Raw genomic sequence first — 17,936 nt, forward strand, 5'->3', positions numbered from 1 at the left:
CCGGGTCACATTTCGCTCGCCGGCCGCCGCACCCGGCTCCGGTGCGGCCGACGGTGGTCGTCCTGCGGGTCTGCACACCTGCCCGGGCACCGGCCGCTACGCTCAGCCGACGTGGGGCGCCGCGTCCCACCTGCGGGTTTGCCCCCGTCGCACACTCCGCCCCGCAGCGTTCCGCCACCGCACCTTCGGCCAGTGAGAGGGCCCGCCCGATGGAAAAGCGTCACCTCGGCCGCACCGGGCTGCAGGTCTCCCGGCTCGGCCTCGGCACCATGACCTGGGGTCGCGACACCGACGAGCAGGAGGCCGCCGAACAGCTCAAGGCGTTCGTCGACGCCGGCGGCAACCTCGTGGACACCGCCGACGTCTACGCCGACGGCGACGCCGAGTACCTGCTCTCCCGGCTCACCGACGGCCTCGTCCCCCGCTCCGAACTGGTCATCGCCACCAAGGCGGGCAGCGTCCCGGCCTCCGGCCGCCGCTTCGACGGCTCGCGCGGCCACCTGCTGTCCGCGCTCGACGCCTCGCTGCGCCGGCTCGGCACCGACTACGTCGACCTCTGGCAGGTGCACGCCTTCGACCCGGCGACCCCGGTCGAGGAGACCCTGAGCGCCCTGGACATCGCCGTCTCCTCCGGCCGCGCCCGCTACGTCGGGGTCTGCGACTTCAGCGGCTGGCAGCTCGCCAGGGCGGCCACCTGGCAGCACGCCCACCACGGCCGGGTGCCGCTGGCCGGGGCGCAGCTGGAGTACTCGCTGCTCCAGCGCGGGATCGAGCGCGAGGCGCTGCCGGCCGCCCGGGACACCGGGGTGGGCCTGCTCGCCGGCTCCCCGCTGGGGCGCGGTGTGCTCACCGGCAAGTACCGGCACGGCCTGCCGCCGGACTCCCGCGGCGCCTCGCCGTACCTGTCCGGTTTCGTCCAGCCCTACCTCGGCGAGCGCGCCCGGCGGATCGTGGACGCCGTCGCCACCGCCGCCGACGGGCTCGCCAGCAGCCCGCTGGCGGTCGCCCTCGCCTGGGTGCGGGACCGCCCGGGGGTGGCCGGCGCGCTGGTCGGGGCGCGCACCGCGGGGCAGCTGCAGGCGGCGCTGTCGGTGGAGGAGCTTACGCTTCCGGAGGAGATCCGCGGTGCGCTCGACGACATCTCGGCGCCGGTCCACCGCTACCCCGACCAGGGGTGGAGCGAGCTGTAGCGCCCGCTCGACCCCGCGACCCCGGCCTTCCCGACCCGACCGACCGCCGGTCCGGCCGCCCCGCGCGGCCCCGGACCGGCCCGACCCGGCCGACCGCCCCAGCACGGGGCGGGCGGCGCCCAGCATGTGGAGTTGAGCTTTTGTGGAGCGGACGATGACTGACGCGGAGAACGGCGCTCCCGAGGAGACCTCGGCGGGCCCGGGCGGCGGCGGTGCGGCCGGCGGCGCGGGCGCCGTTCCCGGGCAGGGGTCGCCGGAGCGGCACGGGTCGGACGGCCCGGCGGGCGCGGACCGGGCGGCGGCGGTCGCGGCGCTGGCGGAGCGGGTGCGCTCGGTCGGCCGGTCCGCCGGGAGCGAGGAGGGCCCGGCGGCCGGGGGCGAGGCCCCCGCGGCCCGGTCCGACCGGCCGGTGACCGACGAGCAGCGGGCCCGGGCGCTCAAGGCCGCCACCGAGGTGCTGACGGCGGGCGGCGCCCCGGCCCAGCTGGCCGCGGCCGCCGTGGCGGCCTTCGGCGACGGCGCAGCCGAGCAGCTGCGCGAGAACCCGTGGGCCGTGCTCACCCTGCCCGGCGTCCGTCCCGAGCACGCGGACGGCTTCGCCCGCGGCCTGCTCGGCCCGCAGGCCGGCCCCGGCGACCAGCGGCGGGCCCAGGCGCTGGTCGGCTGGCTGCTGGAGCAGGCCGCGCTGCGCGGCCACTCGGCCGTGGAGATCGGCGAGCTGACCACCGGGCTGGAGCGCCTCGGTGTGCCGGACTGCGCGGCCGCCGTGCAGGCCGTCGTGGTCGACGGCCACGCGATGCCGTTCCAGGAGGAGCTCACCGGTGCCGAGGCGCACGCGGCGGGCGGCGGCGAGGACGACGAGCCGCCGACCCGCACCCTGCTCGCCCTGGAGCGGCTGGCGCTGGCCGAGGAGAGCCTCGCCGAGGGCCTGGTCCGGCTGGTGTCCACCTTCGTCCCCGGCGAGGACCCGGCGGAGGACGCGGCGGAGGACGCGACCGGGGACCCGGCGGAGGCCGAGGGCGGCGGCGCCGAGGCCGAGGCCGACGAGGACTCCGAGACCGCCGAGGAGGCCCCCGCCGCGCCCGGGCCGACCGCCTGGGAGGCCGCGGCGGCAGCCGCCCCGTCCTCCTCCGCGACCGCCCTGGTCCGGGCCGTCGCCGAGAGCGCGCTCGTCCTGCACACCGGCGGCGAGGCCGCCCGCGCCGAACCGGCCGCCCTGCTGGCCGCCGCCACCGGCCTCGGCCTGCGGGCCTGGGCCGCCACCTGGACCGACCAGGGCCGGGCCGCCTTCACCGCGCTCGCTCCGCTCGCCGACGCCCCCGCCGACGCGCCCGCGCCGGTCGCCGCGCTGGCCGAGCTGCTGGCCGGGACGGCCGGCCCCGGCCGGGACGGCGACGGCACGCTCGCGCTCGACCTGCTGATCGTGCTGGACGCCCCGCTGCTGGACGTCGAACTGGCCGCCACCCTGCTGGAGTCGCTGGCGGACGGCACCCGACTGGTGCTCAGCGGCGACCCGGGCCAGCTCTGGTCGGCCGGCCCCGGCCGGTTCTTCGCCGACCTGCTGGCCGCCAAGGTCTGCCCGGCCGTCGCCTCCCGCACGCCCGACTTCGGCCCGATCGGCGAGCTGGTCTCCGGCGTCGGGATCGGCGAGCTCCAGCCGGTCGAGGCGCCCGACAAGGAGGTGGTCATCCTGACCGCCAAGGACTCCGGGGAGGCCGTCCACCGCGCCATCCAGCTGCTCACCGACTCCATCCCGCGCGCCCTCGGCATCCCCTCCGAGCAGGTCGTGCTGCTCACCCCCGGGCACGGCGGCGGGGCCGGCACCCGGGCGCTGAACGCCGCCGCCAAGGCCCGGCTCAACCCGGGCCCGGGCCGGTTCGGCGGCTTCGACCCGGGCGACCGGGTGGTCGACTCCCCCGCGCCCGGCCACACCCGGACGGCCCGCGTGGTCGACGGCGACGCCACCGGACTGCACCTGGAGTACGCGGACGGAACCCGCCGCACCGTCCCGCCCGCCGAGGCAGGGAAGCTGCGGCACGGCTGGGCGCTGACCGTCCACCAGGCCGTCGGCCGCCGCTGGCCGGGCGCGGTGGTGGTGCTGCCGGAGGACGCGGGCACGGCGCTCACCCGGCAGTGGGTGTACACGGCGTTCGGCCGCGGCGAGCGCCACCTCTCGGTGGTCCACGCCGCCGGCCCGGCGCTGCCGCAGGCCGTCGCCGAGCGCCCGGCCGCGCCGCGCACCACCCGGCTGCGGGCGATCCTCGCGGAGAACGCGGCCGAGTCCTCCTGACGACCCGGCGGTCGGCGCCGCACGACGCACGCCGGAACGGCCGGAGGGCCCCCTCGGATCCGAGGGGGCCCTCCGGCCGTTCCGGGCCGACCGCCATGAACAGAACTCATGGTTGCGGTAGAAAGCAGGCCTTGGACGCATGACCGGGGCCCGGCGGAGGGTGGAGGACGCCCGCCGCGCGCACCGCCGCGCCCGTCGTCCCCCGAGAGGAACGTCCGAAATCATGCGCCTGAAGCACCCGTTCCGCCCCGCCTCCGCCGCCGGCTGAACCGCCCGGGCCCCGCGCGCGGGTCGCGCGGGGCCCGGGCGGCGCGGCCCTGCCGGGGTCAGTCGTCGGGGTCCTCGTCGTCGTAGACCTCGCTCACGTCGAACCGGCAGATCAGCAGCTGCGGATCCGCATGCTCGAAGGGCTCCGGCAGCCACTCCCCCGGCTCGCTCGGCTCGGTGGCCGCCACCCAGAGCGTGGAGTCGGCCTCCTCCAGCCCGAACTCCTCGCTGCGGGCGGCGATCTCGTCCGGCTCGAACTCGCCGAACAGCACGCCGATCGCGGCGTTCACCCCGCCGCCGTCCGAGCCCCCGCCCGGGGTCAGCGAATCGTCCAGCCGCTCGGCCTGGGCGCGCAGCCGCTTCGGGTCGACGACGTGGTAGTCGCGGCGGATCAGCACGCTGATCGCCTCGGGCTGTTCCGGGCCGTGGTACCCGCCCGGGCCCTCGTCGCCGGGGACCTCGAAGGGGGTCACCTCGTCGTAGACCTCGTACAGGAGTTGGTCGTACGCGATGGCCGCCGTCGCGAGCTGCTCGTAGGCGGTGGACACAGCGGCGTCGTCCGCTGCGCTGTGGCTTGACACCGCTTCCAGATGACGGTCGATGGCGGCCTTGACCGCCTCGGCGGCGGCGCGTACCTCGGCAATGGTGGGCTGCGCGGCATCAGACATGGAGCAGACGCTATCTCCCCTCGGTGCCGGTACGCACAGCGGTTGTCACCTACACCCGCGATTTCACCGCAACTTCCCCCGCGATGTCCGTTCCGCGTGGGTCTGTCCCCCGGGGTGCCGCCCGGCCCCGCGCGCCCGGCGCCCGCCCGCCCGGTCCGCGCGGGCCGTCCGGGTACCGCTTCGCGCGGCACGCCGGGGGTATGCCGTCCGCAGGAGCAACGGAACTGATGCGCTGTCAGTGCGGTTCGGGCCGGGGCGGCCGGAAAACCCCGGGCCCGTTGTCGGAGGCAGGCCGTAGGCTTGCCCGCAGGCGTCCCCCAGGAGGAGCGTTTTGACCCCACCGAAGCCGGTCCGCCAGCCGGAGTACGAGTACCAGTCGCTGCGCATGCCGCGCGGGACGTCCCGCAACGCGGCACGCCAACTGCTCACCGATCACGCCGAGTACGGGCACTGGGAACTGGACAGGCTCCGCCTGTTCCCGGACGGCAGCCGCACGGTGCTGCTGCGCCGGCGCATCATCCGGCAGGTCCGGAGCTGGTGACCGCGGACGCGCGGCGGGTCGGCCCGCCGCGCGTCCGGTACTTCCGGGATGTCCGCCGTGCCCAGGGGCTCAGCGGGCGCCGGCGCGGGTGCGGCGGTAGAGGACGCCGCCGCCGAGCAGCAGGGCCAGGCCGGCCGCGCCGAGCAGCTCGGTGTTGCCGGCGCCGGTGGCGGCCAGCTGGTGGCCGGCCTCCGCGACGGCCGGGCCGCCGGTGCGCGCGGCGGCCTGGCTCACCTCGGCCGGGCCGGCGTTCTGCGCGACGGGAGCGGCCTCGGCCGGACCGCCCGCTCGCGGGGCGCCCTGCACGGACTCCGCCGCGCTCTGGGTGACCGGCGGGGTGACGACGGGCGGCGGCGCGCTGTGCGGGGCGTGCTCCTCCGGGCAGTCCTCCTCCGGCGCGGCGGGCTTGGCGGGTGCCGGCGCGGCCGCGTTGACACAGGTGTTGCCGTACGCCGGGTTGAGCGCGCCGACCACGTCCACGGAGTTGCCGCAGGCGTTGACCGGGACGTGCACCGGGGCCTGGACGCTGTTGCCGGAGATCACGCCGGGTGAGCCGGTCGCCGTGCCGGCGGCCGCGGCCCCCGAGGTGGCGGCGGCCGCCGCGGCCGCACCCGACGCGGCCGAACCCGCCTGACCGGCGCCCGACTGGCCCGCGCCCGACTGGCCTCCACCGGCCTGGCCGCCTCCGGCCTGGCTTCCGCCCGGCTGGCCGCCACCGGTGTGGGCACCGCCCGACTGGCCGCCGCCGGTGTGCGCGCCGCCCGTGTGGGCGCCGCCGCCGGGACGCCCGGAGGCGTTGGCACAGGTGTTGCCGTAGGACGGGTTCAGCAAGCCGATCACGTCGACCGTGTTACCGCAGGCGTTGATCGGCACCTCGATCGGCACCTGCACCGAGTTGCCGGAGGCGACACCCGGCGAGCCTGCCGCGACACCCTCCGCGCCGGCGCCCGCGTAGGCGTAACCGGCGGTCGAGGCCAGCACACTGCCGGTGGCCACGGCCGTGAGGAGCCCCTTCTTGGCTGCGTTCCTCATATTTTCCCCTGACATTTTGAGACGACGTGACGACCCTCCGAAAGTCGGAATTACCGATTGGGTGGAGAGGTCCTCGGCTGCATGGGAGAAAACGAAGGAATCCGCCGGGAGGTTGGCCGACGGATCCCCCATTCACCCTTTCGAGTGGGCCCATGGACCGGGCGCAGGGCGCGCCGGAAAAACAGGCGCCCCCGGTACGGCGCGCACGCCGCCCGGGGGCCGGCCCAACGACCGATCTGGGCTCAGACGTTGAAGCAGGTGTTGCCGAACGTCGGGTTCAGCACGCCGATCACGCTGACGGTGTTGCCGCACGCGTTGACCGGGATGTGCACCGGGATCTGGATCTGGTTGCCGGAGAGGACGCCCGGGGAGCCGGCGGCCACGCCCTCGGCGCCGCTGTGGGCGGAGGCGACACCCGAAACGGCGAGCACCAGGCCGCCGGCGGCGGCGGTCACGGCGGCGATCTTCTTGACCTTCATCATTCCTCCTGTATGAACACCCGGATATCGGTTCCGGGCCCTCGGAGGAAGCAACGACGTTGCGGCGAACGGGGTACGGAGGGAAGCCCGCCTTCACCCAGACCGGTGATACGACGAACAGGAAATCGATCTGTCGGAACGGCGACGGCCCGCTCCCGGACCGTCCGGGAGCGGGCCGTCGCCGGGCGCTCAGCAGGCGTCGATGAACCGGTCCAGCACCCGCACACCGAACTTCAGGCCGTCCACCGGCACCCGCTCGTCCACGCCGTGGAACATCCCGGCGAAGTCCAGCTCCGGCGGCAGCTGCAGCGGGGCGAAGCCGAAGCAGCGGATCCCGAGGTCTTGGAACGACTTGGCGTCCGTCCCGCCGGAGAGGCAGTACGGCACGGCGCGGGCGATCGGGTCCTCGGCGCGCAGCGCGGTCTGCATCGCCTCGACCAGGGCGCCGTCGAAGCTCGTCTCGATCGCCTTGTCCGAGTGCAGGCTCTCGCGCTTCACGCGCGGGCCGAGCACACTGTCCAGCTCGGCCAGGAACTCCTCCTCGTAGCCGGGCAGGAAGCGGCCGTCCACGTGCGCGGTGGCCTGGCCGGGGATCACGTTGACCTTGTAGCCGGCGCCGAGCATGGTCGGCTGGGCGGTGTTGCGCAGCGTGGTGCCGATCATCTTGGCGATGCCGCCGAGCACCCGCAGCGTCTCGTCCATGTTCTCCGGGTCGAGCTCGACGCCGAGCGCGTCCGACAGCTCGTCCAGGAAGGCCCGCACGGTCTTGGTGATCCGCAGCGGGAACTGGTGGCGCCCGAGGCGGGCGACCGCCTCGCACAGCTCGGTGATGGCGTTGTCGTCGTTCTCCATCGAGCCGTGCCCGGCCCGGCCCTCGACCGTGAGCCGCATCCAGTGCATGCCCTTCTCGGCCGTCTCCACCAGGTAGAGCCGGGTGCGGTCGTTGACGGTGAAGGAGAAGCCGCCGACCTCGCCGATCGCCTCGGTCACGCCCTCGAAGAGGCCCGGGTGCTTGTCCACCAGGTACCGGGCGCCGTAGGTGCCGCCCGCCTCCTCGTCGGCCAGGAAGGCCAGCACCAGGTCGCGCGGGGGCTTGCGGCCGGTGCGCAGCCGGTCGCGGACGACCGCGAGGGTCATCGCGTCCATGTCCTTCATGTCGACTGCGCCGCGTCCCCAGACGCAGCCGTCGGCGATCTCGCCGGAGAACGGGTCGTACGTCCAGTCCGCGGCGTTGGCCGGCACGACGTCGGTGTGCCCGTGGATCAGCAGGCCCGGACGCGAGCGGTCCTCGCCCTCGATCCGGACCACGGTGGACGCCCGCCCCTTGGCCGACTCGATGATCTGCGGTTCGAGGCCGAACTCGGCGAGCTGTTCGGCGACGTACTCGGCCGCCTTGCGCTCCCCCGGACCGGAGCCGTCGCCGTAGTTGCTGGTGTCGATCCGGATCAGGTCGCGACAGAGGTCGGCGACCTCGGACTCGCCCGTCACCCCCGGCGCCGCCGCACGCTCCGCCGACTCGCTCCGCTCGCTCACGGTCACTCCTCGTCTCCAGCCCGCACCGGCGCCCCAGCGCCACCCCCGGGACCTCCACCCGGGTCGCACGAGCACGTCCGACCATCCTCTCCCAGCCCCCGACCCGGATCCACCCCCACGAAACGGGCCGACACACCGCCGCAACCTGCGGTCCCCCGTCCGGAGCCGTTTTGGGGCCGGAAGCCGATCACTGCTACAGTTACATCTGTCAGCGCGGCCGACGAACAGAAGGAAGCCGCGAGGACAACACCCCGTCCGGGTGGCGGAATGGCAGACGCGCTAGCTTGAGGTGCTAGTGCCCTTTATCGGGCGTGGGGGTTCAAGTCCCCCCTCGGACACCGCTGAGCGGGCCAGGAGAAATCCTGGCCCGCTTTTCGTGTTGCCCTTCCGCCCGTTTCCGTCCGCTTTTGCCCTGACTGTTTCCCGTCGGCGCACCTTTTGTACGCCGTTGGTCACTGTTCGCCCGCCGTGACCTGAGGTTTACTTTGTCGGCGCCGCCCCGCCGAGGGGTGGTGCCAACGGGGGTGTCCATGCCGGTTTAGGGGAAGGGCGGGTGTTCCGTGGGGAACTTCCCGGGTGGGTCGTATGCCGTTGACGTGCGTGGAGCCGAGCGGGTCTGCGTCATCGGCGCGGGGCTGTCGGGCCTGGCCGCCGCGCACGCGCTCGCGGTGCGGGGCATCGACTTCGTCTGCCTGGAGAGGGCTCCGGAGGTCGGCGGGATCTGGCGCGGGCCCGCCGCCGGTGAGCGCGGGCCGGGCTACCGGTCCCTGCACCTGAACACCGCCAAGGAACTGACCGGCTACGCCGACTTCCCGATGCCGGACGCCTATCCGACCTATCCCCGGCACGACGAGATGGCCGCCTACCTGCGGGCCTTCGCCGAGTGGGCGGGCCTGTCGCCGCGCATCGAGTTCGGCACCGAGGTGCTGTCGGTCCGGCCGGACTTCGACGGGTCCTGGCTGGTCGGCAGCCGGGACGCGCACGGGGTCACCACCACCCGGCGGTTCGCCCGGGTGGTCGTCGCCTCGGGCGCCAACGCGGAGCCGCTGCTGCCGGACCCGGTACCGGAGGGCTCCGAGTCGTTCACCGGCCGCATGCTGCACGCCGTCGACTACCAGGAGGGCCGCGAGTTCCGCGGGCAGCGGGTGGTCGTGGTGGGCCTCGGCGCCTCCGCCGTGGACGTCGCCTCGGACCTCTCCCGGCACGCCGCGCGCACCGTGCTGTCGGTCCGCCGGGGGCTGCACGTCGTCCCGAAACAGCTCTACGGCATATCGTGCGACGTGATAGCCGAGCTGCCGTGGTTCACGAGCATGTCGCTGGCCGAGCGGCGCGAGTACATCGAGCAGGCCCTGCTGGTCGCCCGGGGCCGGCTGGCGGACTACGGCCTGCCCGAGCCCGACCACCCGATCTTCTCCTCCGCCGTGACGATCTCGGACGAGATCCTCAGCCGGATCCGGCACGGCGCGGTGACCCCGAAACCGGAGATCGAGTCCTTCCGCGGCGACCTGGTCCGGTTCACCGACGGCTCGGCGGTGGAGGCCGACGCGGTCGTCTGGTGCACCGGCTACCGGATGTCCTACCCGTACCTGCCCGCCGACTGCCCGGTCGGCCCGAGCGGCCGGGTGGAGCTGTACCGGCGGATCGTGGTGCCCGAGCGGCCGGGGCTGTACTTCGTCGGCCTGATCCGCCCGGTGGGGGCCATCACCCGCGCCCTGGAGGCCCAGGCGGACTGGGTCGCGCGGCTCGTCGGCGGCGAGGAGGGGCTTCCCGCCGAGGACGTCATGCGCAAGGAGATCGACGACTACCTGGCCGGCGTCGCCGCGCGCTACGGGCAGGGGCTGGGCCCCTCGATCCAGATCGACGTGGCGCCGTACGTGCGCGACCTCCGCACGTCGTAGCCCCTGCCCGAGCGGCGGTCAGCCGGTCGGCGGCCGGACGGTGTAGGCCTCCGCGGAGAGGTACGCGGTGATCCGGGGCGGACAGTCGCGCTGGTGGGCGAGCGCCAGGTAGGCGATCAGCCCGACGCCGTCCTGCGGCCGCCGCTCGGTGAGCGCGGACAGGGCCCGCACGAGCGGGTCCGGGTCCATGCCGTGCCGGGAGAGCAGGTCCACCGCCCGGTCCAGGGCCTCGCCGTCGTGCCGGACGTAGTCACGCACCGGGACGTGCAGGGTGAAGCCGCTCGGCAGGTCGGCCGCGGGGTCGGTGAAGGCGTGGCAGGACAGGACGGGCAGGCCCGAGAGCCGGGCGTCCGCACGCCCGGTCCCGGCCGCCGTGGCGGCGAACTCCCGGAGCAGGGCCGCCGGCGGCCCGTCGGGCATCCGGGACAGCTCGCCGGCCGCGGCGGCCGGCAGGCCGGAGTGGCGGACGTAGACCTTGACCCGGGGCAGTTCCCAGTCGCCGAGGTCCAGGGCGAGGAACGGGTGGCCGTCCCCCTCGGGCAGGCCCTCGAACGCCCAGTGGTGGCCGATCCGGTCCAGCGCCTCGCGCACCGTCGCACCGGCCCGGGCGGCGCCGCGGGCGGCCGGGTTCAGGTACACCTTGACCCGGGGGACGCCGCCGGGGCGCAGTTCCAGCGCGCACCACAGGGCCAGCGGGCCCTGCGGGGAGGGCGGCAGGAACAGCTCCTCCAGCTTGTCCAGACAGGCGGTGGCGAACCCCCACCGCCGGGACATGGCGTGGACGGCCTCCAGTCCGGCGCGGCCGTTCTCCTCCAGCGTGCCGGCACCGCAACCGGGTTCCAGCAGCACCCGCAGGTCGGGCGGGCCGTCCGGCCGGAAGGCGAGCGAGTACTCCACCGGCGTGTGGTCGTCGGACAGGAAGGTCCGGCCGGACGGCGGCAGGTCGAGCCGCCGTCCGGCCTCCGGTCCCAACGCCCACGTGAGGACGTCCGCGTAGGTCCGCGCGTCCTCCGGTCCGAGGCCCGCGACCTCGCACAGCCGCCACAGCTGACCCGCGGTGAACTCCCCGAGTGTCGGGACGCCCCGTCTTTCCGGGTCGCCGGTCACTTGGCCAGCCAGCTCAGGAAGGAGCTCCACAGTCCGCGCTCCTTGCGGGGTGCCCCGGCGTGCTCCTCCCGGGCGGGTGCGGCGGGTCGGGCCGCGGCGGCGGGCCGGGGCGCCTCCTGGACCGGGGTGAACCGGGTGGGCAGCGCCGAGAGCGCCCGGCTGAACGGGCCCGGACGCCAGGTCAGGCTGTCCGCCGGCACCGCGAGTTCGATGTCGGGCAGCCGGTTGAACAGGTTCTCGATGGCCGTCACGGTGATGTGCCGGGCGGGCTCCTTGGAGGGGCAGGCGTGCGGGCCCGCGCTCCAGGCCAGGTGGGCCCGGTTGCTGCCGGCTCCGCCGGCGTTGGCGGCCGCGATGCTGACCAGCACCAGCTCACCGGCCTCCAGCTTCGCCCCGGCGAACTCCATGTCGGCCGCGGCGTAGTGCGGCGCGTAGTTGGTCAGCGGCGGGTTGCCCCACAGCGTGTCGTCCAGCGCCTCGGCGATCAGCCCGCCCTTGTGGGCGTACTGGTCCTGGGTGAGCAGCCGGTGCAGGGTGTTGCCGATGAGGTTGCGCAGCGGCTCGGCGCCCGCGCCCAGGAGCAGGGCCAGCTGGTGGACCATCTCCTCGTTGTCCAGGCCCGCCTCGTGCTGCATCAGCCACGAGGTGACGTCGTCGCCGGGCCTGCTCCGCTTGAGGATCACCAGGTCGGCGGCGGCCTGCAGCAGGACGTCGGCCGCCCGGGCGGCGTTGACGCCGTCGAACATGCCGGAGATCCCGAACATCACCCGGTCGCCGATGTCGGCCGGGCAGCCGAAGAGCTCGTTGAAGACGAACAGCGGCAGCTGCTTGGCGTACTCACCGACCAGGTCGGCCGAGCCGCGGGAGCTGAACTGGGCGATGAGGTAGTCGGAGATCTGCCCGATCCGCTGGGTGAGCCGGCGGGTGTCGATCCGGGCGAGGCTGTCGGTGACGGCCTGGCGCAGCCGCAGGTGCTCGACCCCGTCGCTGAACATGCAGTTGGGCCGGTAGGCCAGCAGCGGCAGGACCGGGCTGTCGGCGGGGATCCGGCCCTCGTTGAGGTCCCGCCAGCGGCGGGAGTCCTTCCGGAACGAGGCCGGGTCCTGCAGCAGCTGCAGCGCGGAGGTGTAGTCGGTGACGAGGGTGGCCTCGACGCCCGGGGCGAGTTCGACCGGGGTGGTCGCGCCGAAGTGGCGCATGTAGGCGTAGTAGGCCTGCGGGTCGGCGGCGAACTGCGACCCGTACAGGGGTATCCGCTCGCCGGTGCCGTGGGCGGGGCACCCCGGCGGGGGTACGAGGGTGGTGGACTCAGCGTCCATGTCTGCTCCTAGTGGACACGGTCCAGCAAGTGACGGACCAGTCTGATCAATGCGTCGGCGGAGGACTTCTCGTCGCGGGCGTCGCAGGTGACCACGGGGGTGTCGTCCAACAGGTCCAACGCCTCCCGCAGGGCGGCCTCCTGGTAGACCGGCGTGCCGTCGAAGCGGTTGACGGCGATCGCGTAGTCGAGCCCGTACTGCTCGATCAAGTCGATCACGGCGAAGGAGTCCGCCAGTCGGTCGGGGTCGACCAGCACCAGCGCGCCGAGCGCGCCGCGTGCCATGTCCTCCCACATCTGCACGAAGCGCAACTGCCCGGGGGTGCCGAACAGGTACAGCACGACGCGGTCGCTCAGGGTCAGGCGGCCGAAGTCCATGGCGACCGTCGTGGTGGTCTTGCTCCGGACCCCCTTGAGGTCGTCGACCGCCTCCCCGGCCCGCGTCATGGTCTCCTCGGTGGAGAGCGGGGTGATCTCGGAGATCGAGCCGATGAAGGTGGTCTTGCCCACCGCGAAGTGCCCGACGACCAGGATCTTCACGGCGGTCTGATTGGCTCCGTCGCGAACGTAGGCCCGCTCATCCAAACTTGGCCTCAAGTCCATTCAGCACCTCCTGGAGGATTCGCGTGTCCACCTGGACGGCACGCGCGACGGGCGGGCGGACGAGAAGGTAGCCGCCCTCGGTGAGGGCGGAGAGGAGGATCCTCACCACGCCCAGGGGCAGCCGGGTGTGTCCGGCGATCTCGGCCACCGTGAGGTAGCCCGCGGCACATAACTCGAGCAGGCCCTGCTCCTCGGGGGAGAGCCGGCGGGTCGGACGCTGCTGTTCGTCGCCCGCCGCCGTGACCAGGGTGACCAGGGAGAGCTGCTCGTCGTCGGGCAGCCCCCGCCCCTTGGTGATGACGTACGGTCTCACCAGGGGCGGGGCGGCGTCGTGCGCCTGCTCACCGGGGGTGGTCATGGGCGCGCGCCCAGGCTCTCGCGCGGGGGCGCCATGAGCGCCTTGCCGAGCTGGCCGACGAGCTGCTGCATCCGGAAGGTGATGTCCGCCATGTCGACGTCCGGGGAGGCCGAGACACCGAGGTAGGCGCCCTGGCCGGCCGAGATGAGGAAGACCCACCCGCCGTCGAACTCGACCAGGGTCTGCCGCCACTGCTGCTGCGAGCCGTTGCAGAAGAACGCGAGCGAACGGCTCAGCGACTGCACCCCGCTCATCCCGGCGGCGACCCGGTCCGCGTCGTCCTTGCCGATCTCCTTCGTCCGGGCCATCAGCAGGCCGTCGGCGGATATCAGGACCGCGTGCAGGGCGCCGGGGATCTCCAGGGCGCTGTCAAGCATCCATGACAGATCGTTGTTCACGGGTACTCATGTCCTTCACTGCTCGCAGCGGTTGGGCTGCTCGTCGTTTCGGCGGCGGCCGGATTCGTCGCCCGGCCGGACTGGGTGCCCCGCTGGAAGGCGCCCATGATCGCCGCCGTCTCCGCGCCGGAGCGGGCCGGTGCCGCCGGGGCCGGAGCACCGGGGGCCGGCGCGCCGAAGCCCTGGGCACCCAGCCCCTGAGCACCGAAGTCCTGGGCGACGGGAGCCTGGGCGCCGACCGGGACCGGCTCGGCCGGCACGACGGACATCGGCCGCTTGCGGCGCCGCTTCGGCAGGCCGTCGGCTCCGGTCGCGGCCGCCACCGGAGCGGCCTCGAACGGGTTGCGGACCGCCTCGCCGCCGACGGGGTCGGCCGGGGCCGGCTTCTGCTCCGGCATGGCGGTGAGGAGTTCGTGCGGCAGGAGGAGCACCGCGCGGACACCGCCGTAGGGCGAGGAGGAATCCACCGAGGTCTCGAAGCCGAAGCGCTCACTGAGGACACCGGCCACCGCGAAACCGAACTGCGGCGGATTTCCGAGCGAGGAGACGCCGGAGACCCGCTCGCTCGACAGCAGCTTTTCCGCCCGGGTGCGCTCCTCGTCGTTCATGCCGATACCGGCGTCGTCGACGACGATGCAAATACCCTTCGGCACGGTGCGGATATTGATTTCCACCATCGTGTCGGGGCTGGAATAACTGGTAGCATTGTCGAGGAGTTCGGCGAGCGCCAGCGCCACCGGTTCGACGGCCCGGCTGGTGATTCCGTAATTGACCTGGGAGAGAATCTCCACCCGCCGGAAGTGCCGGATGCGGCCCTGCGCGCTGCGGACCACGTCGTAGATCGACGCCACCTCGCGCTGCCGGCCGAGCCAGCCGTCGCACAGGACCGCGATCGACTGGGCACGCCGCCCGAACTGCGAATTCGTGTGGTCGATCTCCAGGAGGTCCTCAAGGATGACCGAGTCGCCGTACTTGGTCTGCAGCCGGGACACGACCAGCTGCTGTTCGGCGGCGAGGCCCTGAAGGGTTCGCATGGCGGACTTGAGGACGGTTTTGGTCTCCTCGTCGGCACGCACGTGAGCCGCCTCGACGGATTGCGCGAAGTCGCTCTCCAAGGCGGCGTAGTGGGCTCTGAGCCCCTCGGCCTCCTCACGTACCGAGGCTGCCGCCCGGCGCTGGAGGACAATGACGGCGATTGCGCCGAGGAGGACAACGAGAAGAGCCCAAAGAATGGGATTCTGCAGGGAATGCGTCATAGGACTCTCTTCGGGAGAGTGGAGGCCAGCTGCTGAATTACCGTCAAAGCGGGGTGGACCGGCGGACGTCCGCGTCGGGGTCGCCGCCCGGACTGTCCGGTGAACATTCCGTCTCACACCCGCCCGATCCCCCCGGCAAGCGCCGTGATCATATCATCGGATGAAACGCCCCTCCGCAGCCCGCTACCAGGGCCGTCTAGTTGACGTGCGCTCAGTTCGCTCCGCAACGAACACCGCGCGCCGAGCGCTGCGGCGCCCATTCGACCAGACCATGTCACCGCGGGCAAACGCCCTGCTCCCGCTGCTGATGGAACGCGGCACGCCCGCGCTCGGGTTCAGCGCGACGGGACGATCGTAGGGTTCAGGGGGTTCAGCGGGTTCAGCGGGGCGTGACCGCCGGGGCCGGCCGGCGGGAGGCCCGCCGTTCGCTGAGGCCGCGCACCAGCTCGCCGACGACGAACGCCGTCACCGCGGTCACCAGCAGCAACGGGAGCAGATTGGGCGCCTCGGCCCCGAGCAGGACCGTCGCCAGCACCGTGCTGGTGACCGGCAGCCGGGTGACCGCCGTGGCGGACGCGGCGAGGCCGACCGCCAGGCCCGACGCCGTGCCGAGGCCCGGCAGCGGGGCGCAGGCCAGCCCGAGGGCGGCGCCGATCAGCACCGCCGGGAAGATCGGACCGCCGCGCAGGCTGCCCAGAGCGACACCCCAGGCCGCCGCCTTGCAGAGCGTCAGCATCAGCAGCGCGAACACCGACCAGGCCGCCGGGTCCGCGGCGAGCGTCCCCAGCGTCGCCTGGCCGGAGAGCGCCGCCTCCTGCGGCGAACGGCCGGTCAGCAGCGCGTACGCGGCGATGCAGGCACCGACCGCGACGGCGCACAGCACGGTGCGCACCGCGATCCGCCGCGCGGTCGGGGGCGCCGCGGCGCGCGCGGGATCGCCGGTGGTGAACACCTTGACCCGGCGGCCCAGCGTCTGCGCCGCCACGCAGACCGCGGTGACGGCGGCGGCGACCGGCACGCCCCACAGGAAGTCGCCCGCGTCCGGGACCCCGCTGTGCGGCACCGAGGGCAGTGAGAGCGCACCGATCGACAGCCCGGTCCAGTGGCCGAAGCCGGTGAAGACCAGTGCGCCGACGCCGCTGGCCAGCAGGCACGGCATGATCAGCAGCAGGAGCTGCGGCCCGCCGAGGCCGGCCGCCTCGATCATCAGCACGGCGGCCACCAGCGGACTGCCGAAGATGGTGGAGATCGCCGCCGTCGAACCCGCCGCGCCGAGCACCGGGGCCAGCTGCGGGCGGGCCGCCCGGCGGGCCGGGCGGACGGCGAGCAGCGCCAGCCCGCCGCCCATCGCCATCAGCGGCGCCTCCGGGCCGAGCACCACGCCGAGCGGCAGGCAGGCGAGGGCGGCGAGGACGACTCCCGGCACGGCCTTCGGCGGGGTCGGCGGACCGCCCATGCCGTCCACCGGGACATGGCCGCCGCGGCCGGGCAGCCGGGTGACGATCGGGGCCAGCAGCAGGCCGGCCAGCAGCAGCGCGGGCAGCGGCCACCACCAGGGCGCGCGGTCGTGGCCGAGGGCGTCGGGCAGGCTCTCCCAGACCCAGTGCTGGAGTTCGTGCTCCAGGCCGACGAACCAGAAGGCGGCCAGCGAGACCGGGACGCCGACCAGGGCGGAGACCAGCAGCAGGCCCAGGTAGCCCTTGGTCAGCAGGACCTGGCGCAGGCCCGGGGCGGGCGCCTGCCCGGGGGCCGCTCCCGCGACGGGGCCGGCGCCGGTCGTCGGGGCGGGCTCCGGCTCGGGGGCGGGCTCCGTCCCGGGGGCGGACCCGGTCGTCGGGACGGGCCCGGCCGTCGGCGTCGGGTCGCCGCCGCCGCTCGGACCAGCGCTCGGCTCGGGCATCGTCCGCCTCCGTCGCGTTCCCGCGCCGGTCCCGCTCCGGCCGCGTCCTGCGACCGAGTCTCGCCCGCGCCCGGGGGGCCCGCACGTAACCGCCGGTGGGCCGCGCCCCGATTGCGCCTTCGGGGTGAGTGCGGGCGGGGCGTCCGGCGGCGGGACGCGTGCGGGTCAGTCCTGGCGGATCTGCCGGGAGTCCCCGAGGGCGCTCTCGATGCCCTGCACCATCCGCCACAGCGGCGCCCGGCGGCTGGCGACCAGCACCACGACGTCGTCCTGCTCCCCCGGCCCGGCGCCCTCGGACGCGCCGCCACCGGGGCGCTCGCCCCAGGTGTCGGTGACGAAGGACATCGCCCGGTCCACCTCGGCCACCCAGTCGCTCTCGCCGCCCGACCGCAGCCAGGCGCGCAGGGCGTGGTTGTGCGCCGCGACCACCGCGGCGGCGACCACGTCGGCCCGCAGCGGCCCGTCCGGGCGCCCGGCGAAGCGCCCGCGCAGGTAGTGCGCGAGGGTGTGCTCGTAGCGCCAGACGACCGACAGCTCGTACGCGCGCAGGCCGGGGACCTTGCGGGTGAGCCGGTAGCGCTGGACGGAGAAGGACGGCTGCTCGGCGTACATCCGCAGGACGAGCCGGGCGGCGTCGCCGGCGTGCCGGACCGGGTCCTCCTCCCCGCTGCCGGATTCGAGGAACTCCGTCATGTCGGCGAGGCCGCGTTCGTGGTCGGGGAAGACCACGTCCTCCTTGGCCGGGAAGTAGCGGAAGAAGGAGCGCCGGCCGACTCCGGCGAGCGAGACGATGTCGTCGATCGTGGTCTGCTCGAAGCCGCGTTCCAGGAAGAGCTCGAAGGCGGCGGCAACCAGGGCCTCGCGCATCGCGGGCTTCGGGTGCCCGTCGTTCATGGGCTGGTCCTGTTCTTCCTTCTCGCTCATTCCCGGAACATAGCATCGGCCTCGAACACCCGGACCGGGCCGCGGACGGCCGGCCCGGGTGCCCGGGGCGGCGGCGGACTACGGCAGGTTGCGGGCCATCACGATGCGCTGGATCTGGTTGGTGCCCTCGTAGATCTGCGTGATCTTCGCGTCCCGCATCATCCGCTCCAGCGG

17 protein-coding genes and 1 tRNA gene are annotated in these 17,936 nt (G+C 74.2%); 5 read left to right on the forward strand and 13 right to left on the reverse strand.

The window, feature by feature from the left end:
• Window positions 1-209 precede the first annotated feature (209 nt).
• The gene (locus tag ACFVFS_RS28865; RefSeq protein WP_380627646.1) at window positions 210-1,190 is read left to right on the forward strand and encodes an aldo/keto reductase; all 981 of its coding nucleotides are present in this window, start codon (window positions 210-212) and stop codon (window positions 1,188-1,190) included.
• Window positions 1,191-1,344: 154 nt separating this feature from the next.
• Entirely contained in the window at window positions 1,345-3,480 is a 2,136-nt protein-coding gene (locus ACFVFS_RS28870; protein WP_380627647.1) for a helix-hairpin-helix domain-containing protein, read from the forward strand.
• A 326-nt stretch (window positions 3,481-3,806) separates the two neighbouring features.
• Here the strand turns inward: ACFVFS_RS28870 and ACFVFS_RS28875 are convergent, their stop codons facing one another.
• Window positions 3,807-4,415 (reverse strand): hypothetical protein, encoded by a 609-nt coding sequence (locus ACFVFS_RS28875; RefSeq protein WP_380627648.1) that lies wholly within the window; start codon window positions 4,413-4,415, stop codon window positions 3,807-3,809.
• 331 nt (window positions 4,416-4,746) lie between these two features.
• Here ACFVFS_RS28875 and ACFVFS_RS28880 point away from each other — a divergent pair, with 331 nt between their 5' ends.
• Entirely contained in the window at window positions 4,747-4,956 is a 210-nt protein-coding gene (locus ACFVFS_RS28880) for a DUF5703 family protein (protein ID WP_037846781.1), read from the forward strand.
• Between the two features lie 69 nt (window positions 4,957-5,025).
• On the opposite strand, the gene ACFVFS_RS28885 is transcribed toward ACFVFS_RS28880, so the two are convergent.
• The 3 genes from ACFVFS_RS28885 to ACFVFS_RS28895 form a co-directional block, all read right to left on the reverse strand.
• The gene (locus ACFVFS_RS28885; RefSeq protein ID WP_380627649.1) at window positions 5,026-5,988 is read right to left on the reverse strand and encodes a chaplin; all 963 of its coding nucleotides are present in this window, start codon (window positions 5,986-5,988) and stop codon (window positions 5,026-5,028) included.
• A 242-nt stretch (window positions 5,989-6,230) separates the two neighbouring features.
• Entirely contained in the window at window positions 6,231-6,470 is a 240-nt protein-coding gene (locus tag ACFVFS_RS28890; RefSeq protein ID WP_380627650.1) for a chaplin, read from the reverse strand.
• A 186-nt stretch (window positions 6,471-6,656) separates the two neighbouring features.
• Window positions 6,657-8,000 carry a M20/M25/M40 family metallo-hydrolase gene (locus ACFVFS_RS28895; protein WP_380627651.1) on the reverse strand — a complete coding sequence of 448 codons (1,344 nt, stop codon included), beginning with the start codon at window positions 7,998-8,000 and terminating at the stop codon, window positions 6,657-6,659.
• Between the two features lie 253 nt (window positions 8,001-8,253).
• Between ACFVFS_RS28895 and ACFVFS_RS28900 the strand changes: the two genes are divergently transcribed.
• Both ACFVFS_RS28900 and ACFVFS_RS28905 read left to right on the forward strand, forming a co-directional pair.
• A tRNA-Leu gene (locus tag ACFVFS_RS28900) sits at window positions 8,254-8,338 on the forward strand.
• A gap of 258 nt (window positions 8,339-8,596) precedes the next feature.
• Complete coding sequence (locus tag ACFVFS_RS28905) at window positions 8,597-9,898, forward strand: flavin-containing monooxygenase (protein ID WP_380627652.1); 1,302 nt, start codon at window positions 8,597-8,599, stop codon at window positions 9,896-9,898.
• Between the two features lie 18 nt (window positions 9,899-9,916).
• Here the strand turns inward: ACFVFS_RS28905 and ACFVFS_RS28910 are convergent, their stop codons facing one another.
• From ACFVFS_RS28910 to ACFVFS_RS28950, 9 genes are all read right to left on the reverse strand, one after another.
• Complete coding sequence (locus tag ACFVFS_RS28910) at window positions 9,917-11,035, reverse strand: tryptophan dimethylallyltransferase family protein (RefSeq protein ID WP_380627653.1); 1,119 nt, start codon at window positions 11,033-11,035, stop codon at window positions 9,917-9,919.
• Entirely contained in the window at window positions 11,002-12,324 is a 1,323-nt protein-coding gene (locus ACFVFS_RS28915) for a cytochrome P450 (RefSeq protein WP_380627654.1), read from the reverse strand. The genes ACFVFS_RS28910 and ACFVFS_RS28915 overlap by 34 nt, the downstream gene beginning before the upstream one ends.
• Before the next feature lie 8 nt (window positions 12,325-12,332).
• Window positions 12,333-12,926: an ATP/GTP-binding protein gene (locus ACFVFS_RS28920; protein ID WP_380627655.1), complete on the reverse strand. Its 594-nt coding sequence runs from the start codon at window positions 12,924-12,926 to the stop codon at window positions 12,333-12,335.
• Window positions 12,901-13,284 (reverse strand): DUF742 domain-containing protein, encoded by a 384-nt coding sequence (locus tag ACFVFS_RS28925; protein WP_380627656.1) that lies wholly within the window; start codon window positions 13,282-13,284, stop codon window positions 12,901-12,903. Before ACFVFS_RS28925 ends, ACFVFS_RS28920 begins: the two co-directional genes overlap by 26 nt.
• The gene (locus ACFVFS_RS28930) at window positions 13,281-13,682 is read right to left on the reverse strand and encodes a roadblock/LC7 domain-containing protein (protein WP_380627657.1); all 402 of its coding nucleotides are present in this window, start codon (window positions 13,680-13,682) and stop codon (window positions 13,281-13,283) included. Before ACFVFS_RS28930 ends, ACFVFS_RS28925 begins: the two co-directional genes overlap by 4 nt.
• Window positions 13,679-14,938: an ATP-binding protein gene (locus ACFVFS_RS28935; protein WP_380627658.1), complete on the reverse strand. Its 1,260-nt coding sequence runs from the start codon at window positions 14,936-14,938 to the stop codon at window positions 13,679-13,681. Before ACFVFS_RS28935 ends, ACFVFS_RS28930 begins: the two co-directional genes overlap by 4 nt.
• A gap of 379 nt (window positions 14,939-15,317) precedes the next feature.
• Window positions 15,318-16,838, reverse strand: a complete 1,521-nt coding sequence (locus tag ACFVFS_RS28940; RefSeq protein WP_380627659.1) for a chloride channel protein — start codon at window positions 16,836-16,838, stop codon at window positions 15,318-15,320.
• Window positions 16,839-17,003: 165 nt separating this feature from the next.
• Window positions 17,004-17,762: a TetR family transcriptional regulator gene (locus tag ACFVFS_RS28945; RefSeq protein WP_380627660.1), complete on the reverse strand. Its 759-nt coding sequence runs from the start codon at window positions 17,760-17,762 to the stop codon at window positions 17,004-17,006.
• Window positions 17,763-17,840: 78 nt separating this feature from the next.
• Window positions 17,841-17,936 (reverse strand): acyl-CoA dehydrogenase family protein (locus tag ACFVFS_RS28950; RefSeq protein WP_360021341.1); only part of this gene is annotated, 96 nt, incomplete at its 5' end.

The organism is Kitasatospora sp. NPDC057692 (assembly GCF_042799475.1).
GTDB lineage: Bacteria > Actinomycetota > Actinomycetes > Streptomycetales > Streptomycetaceae > Kitasatospora.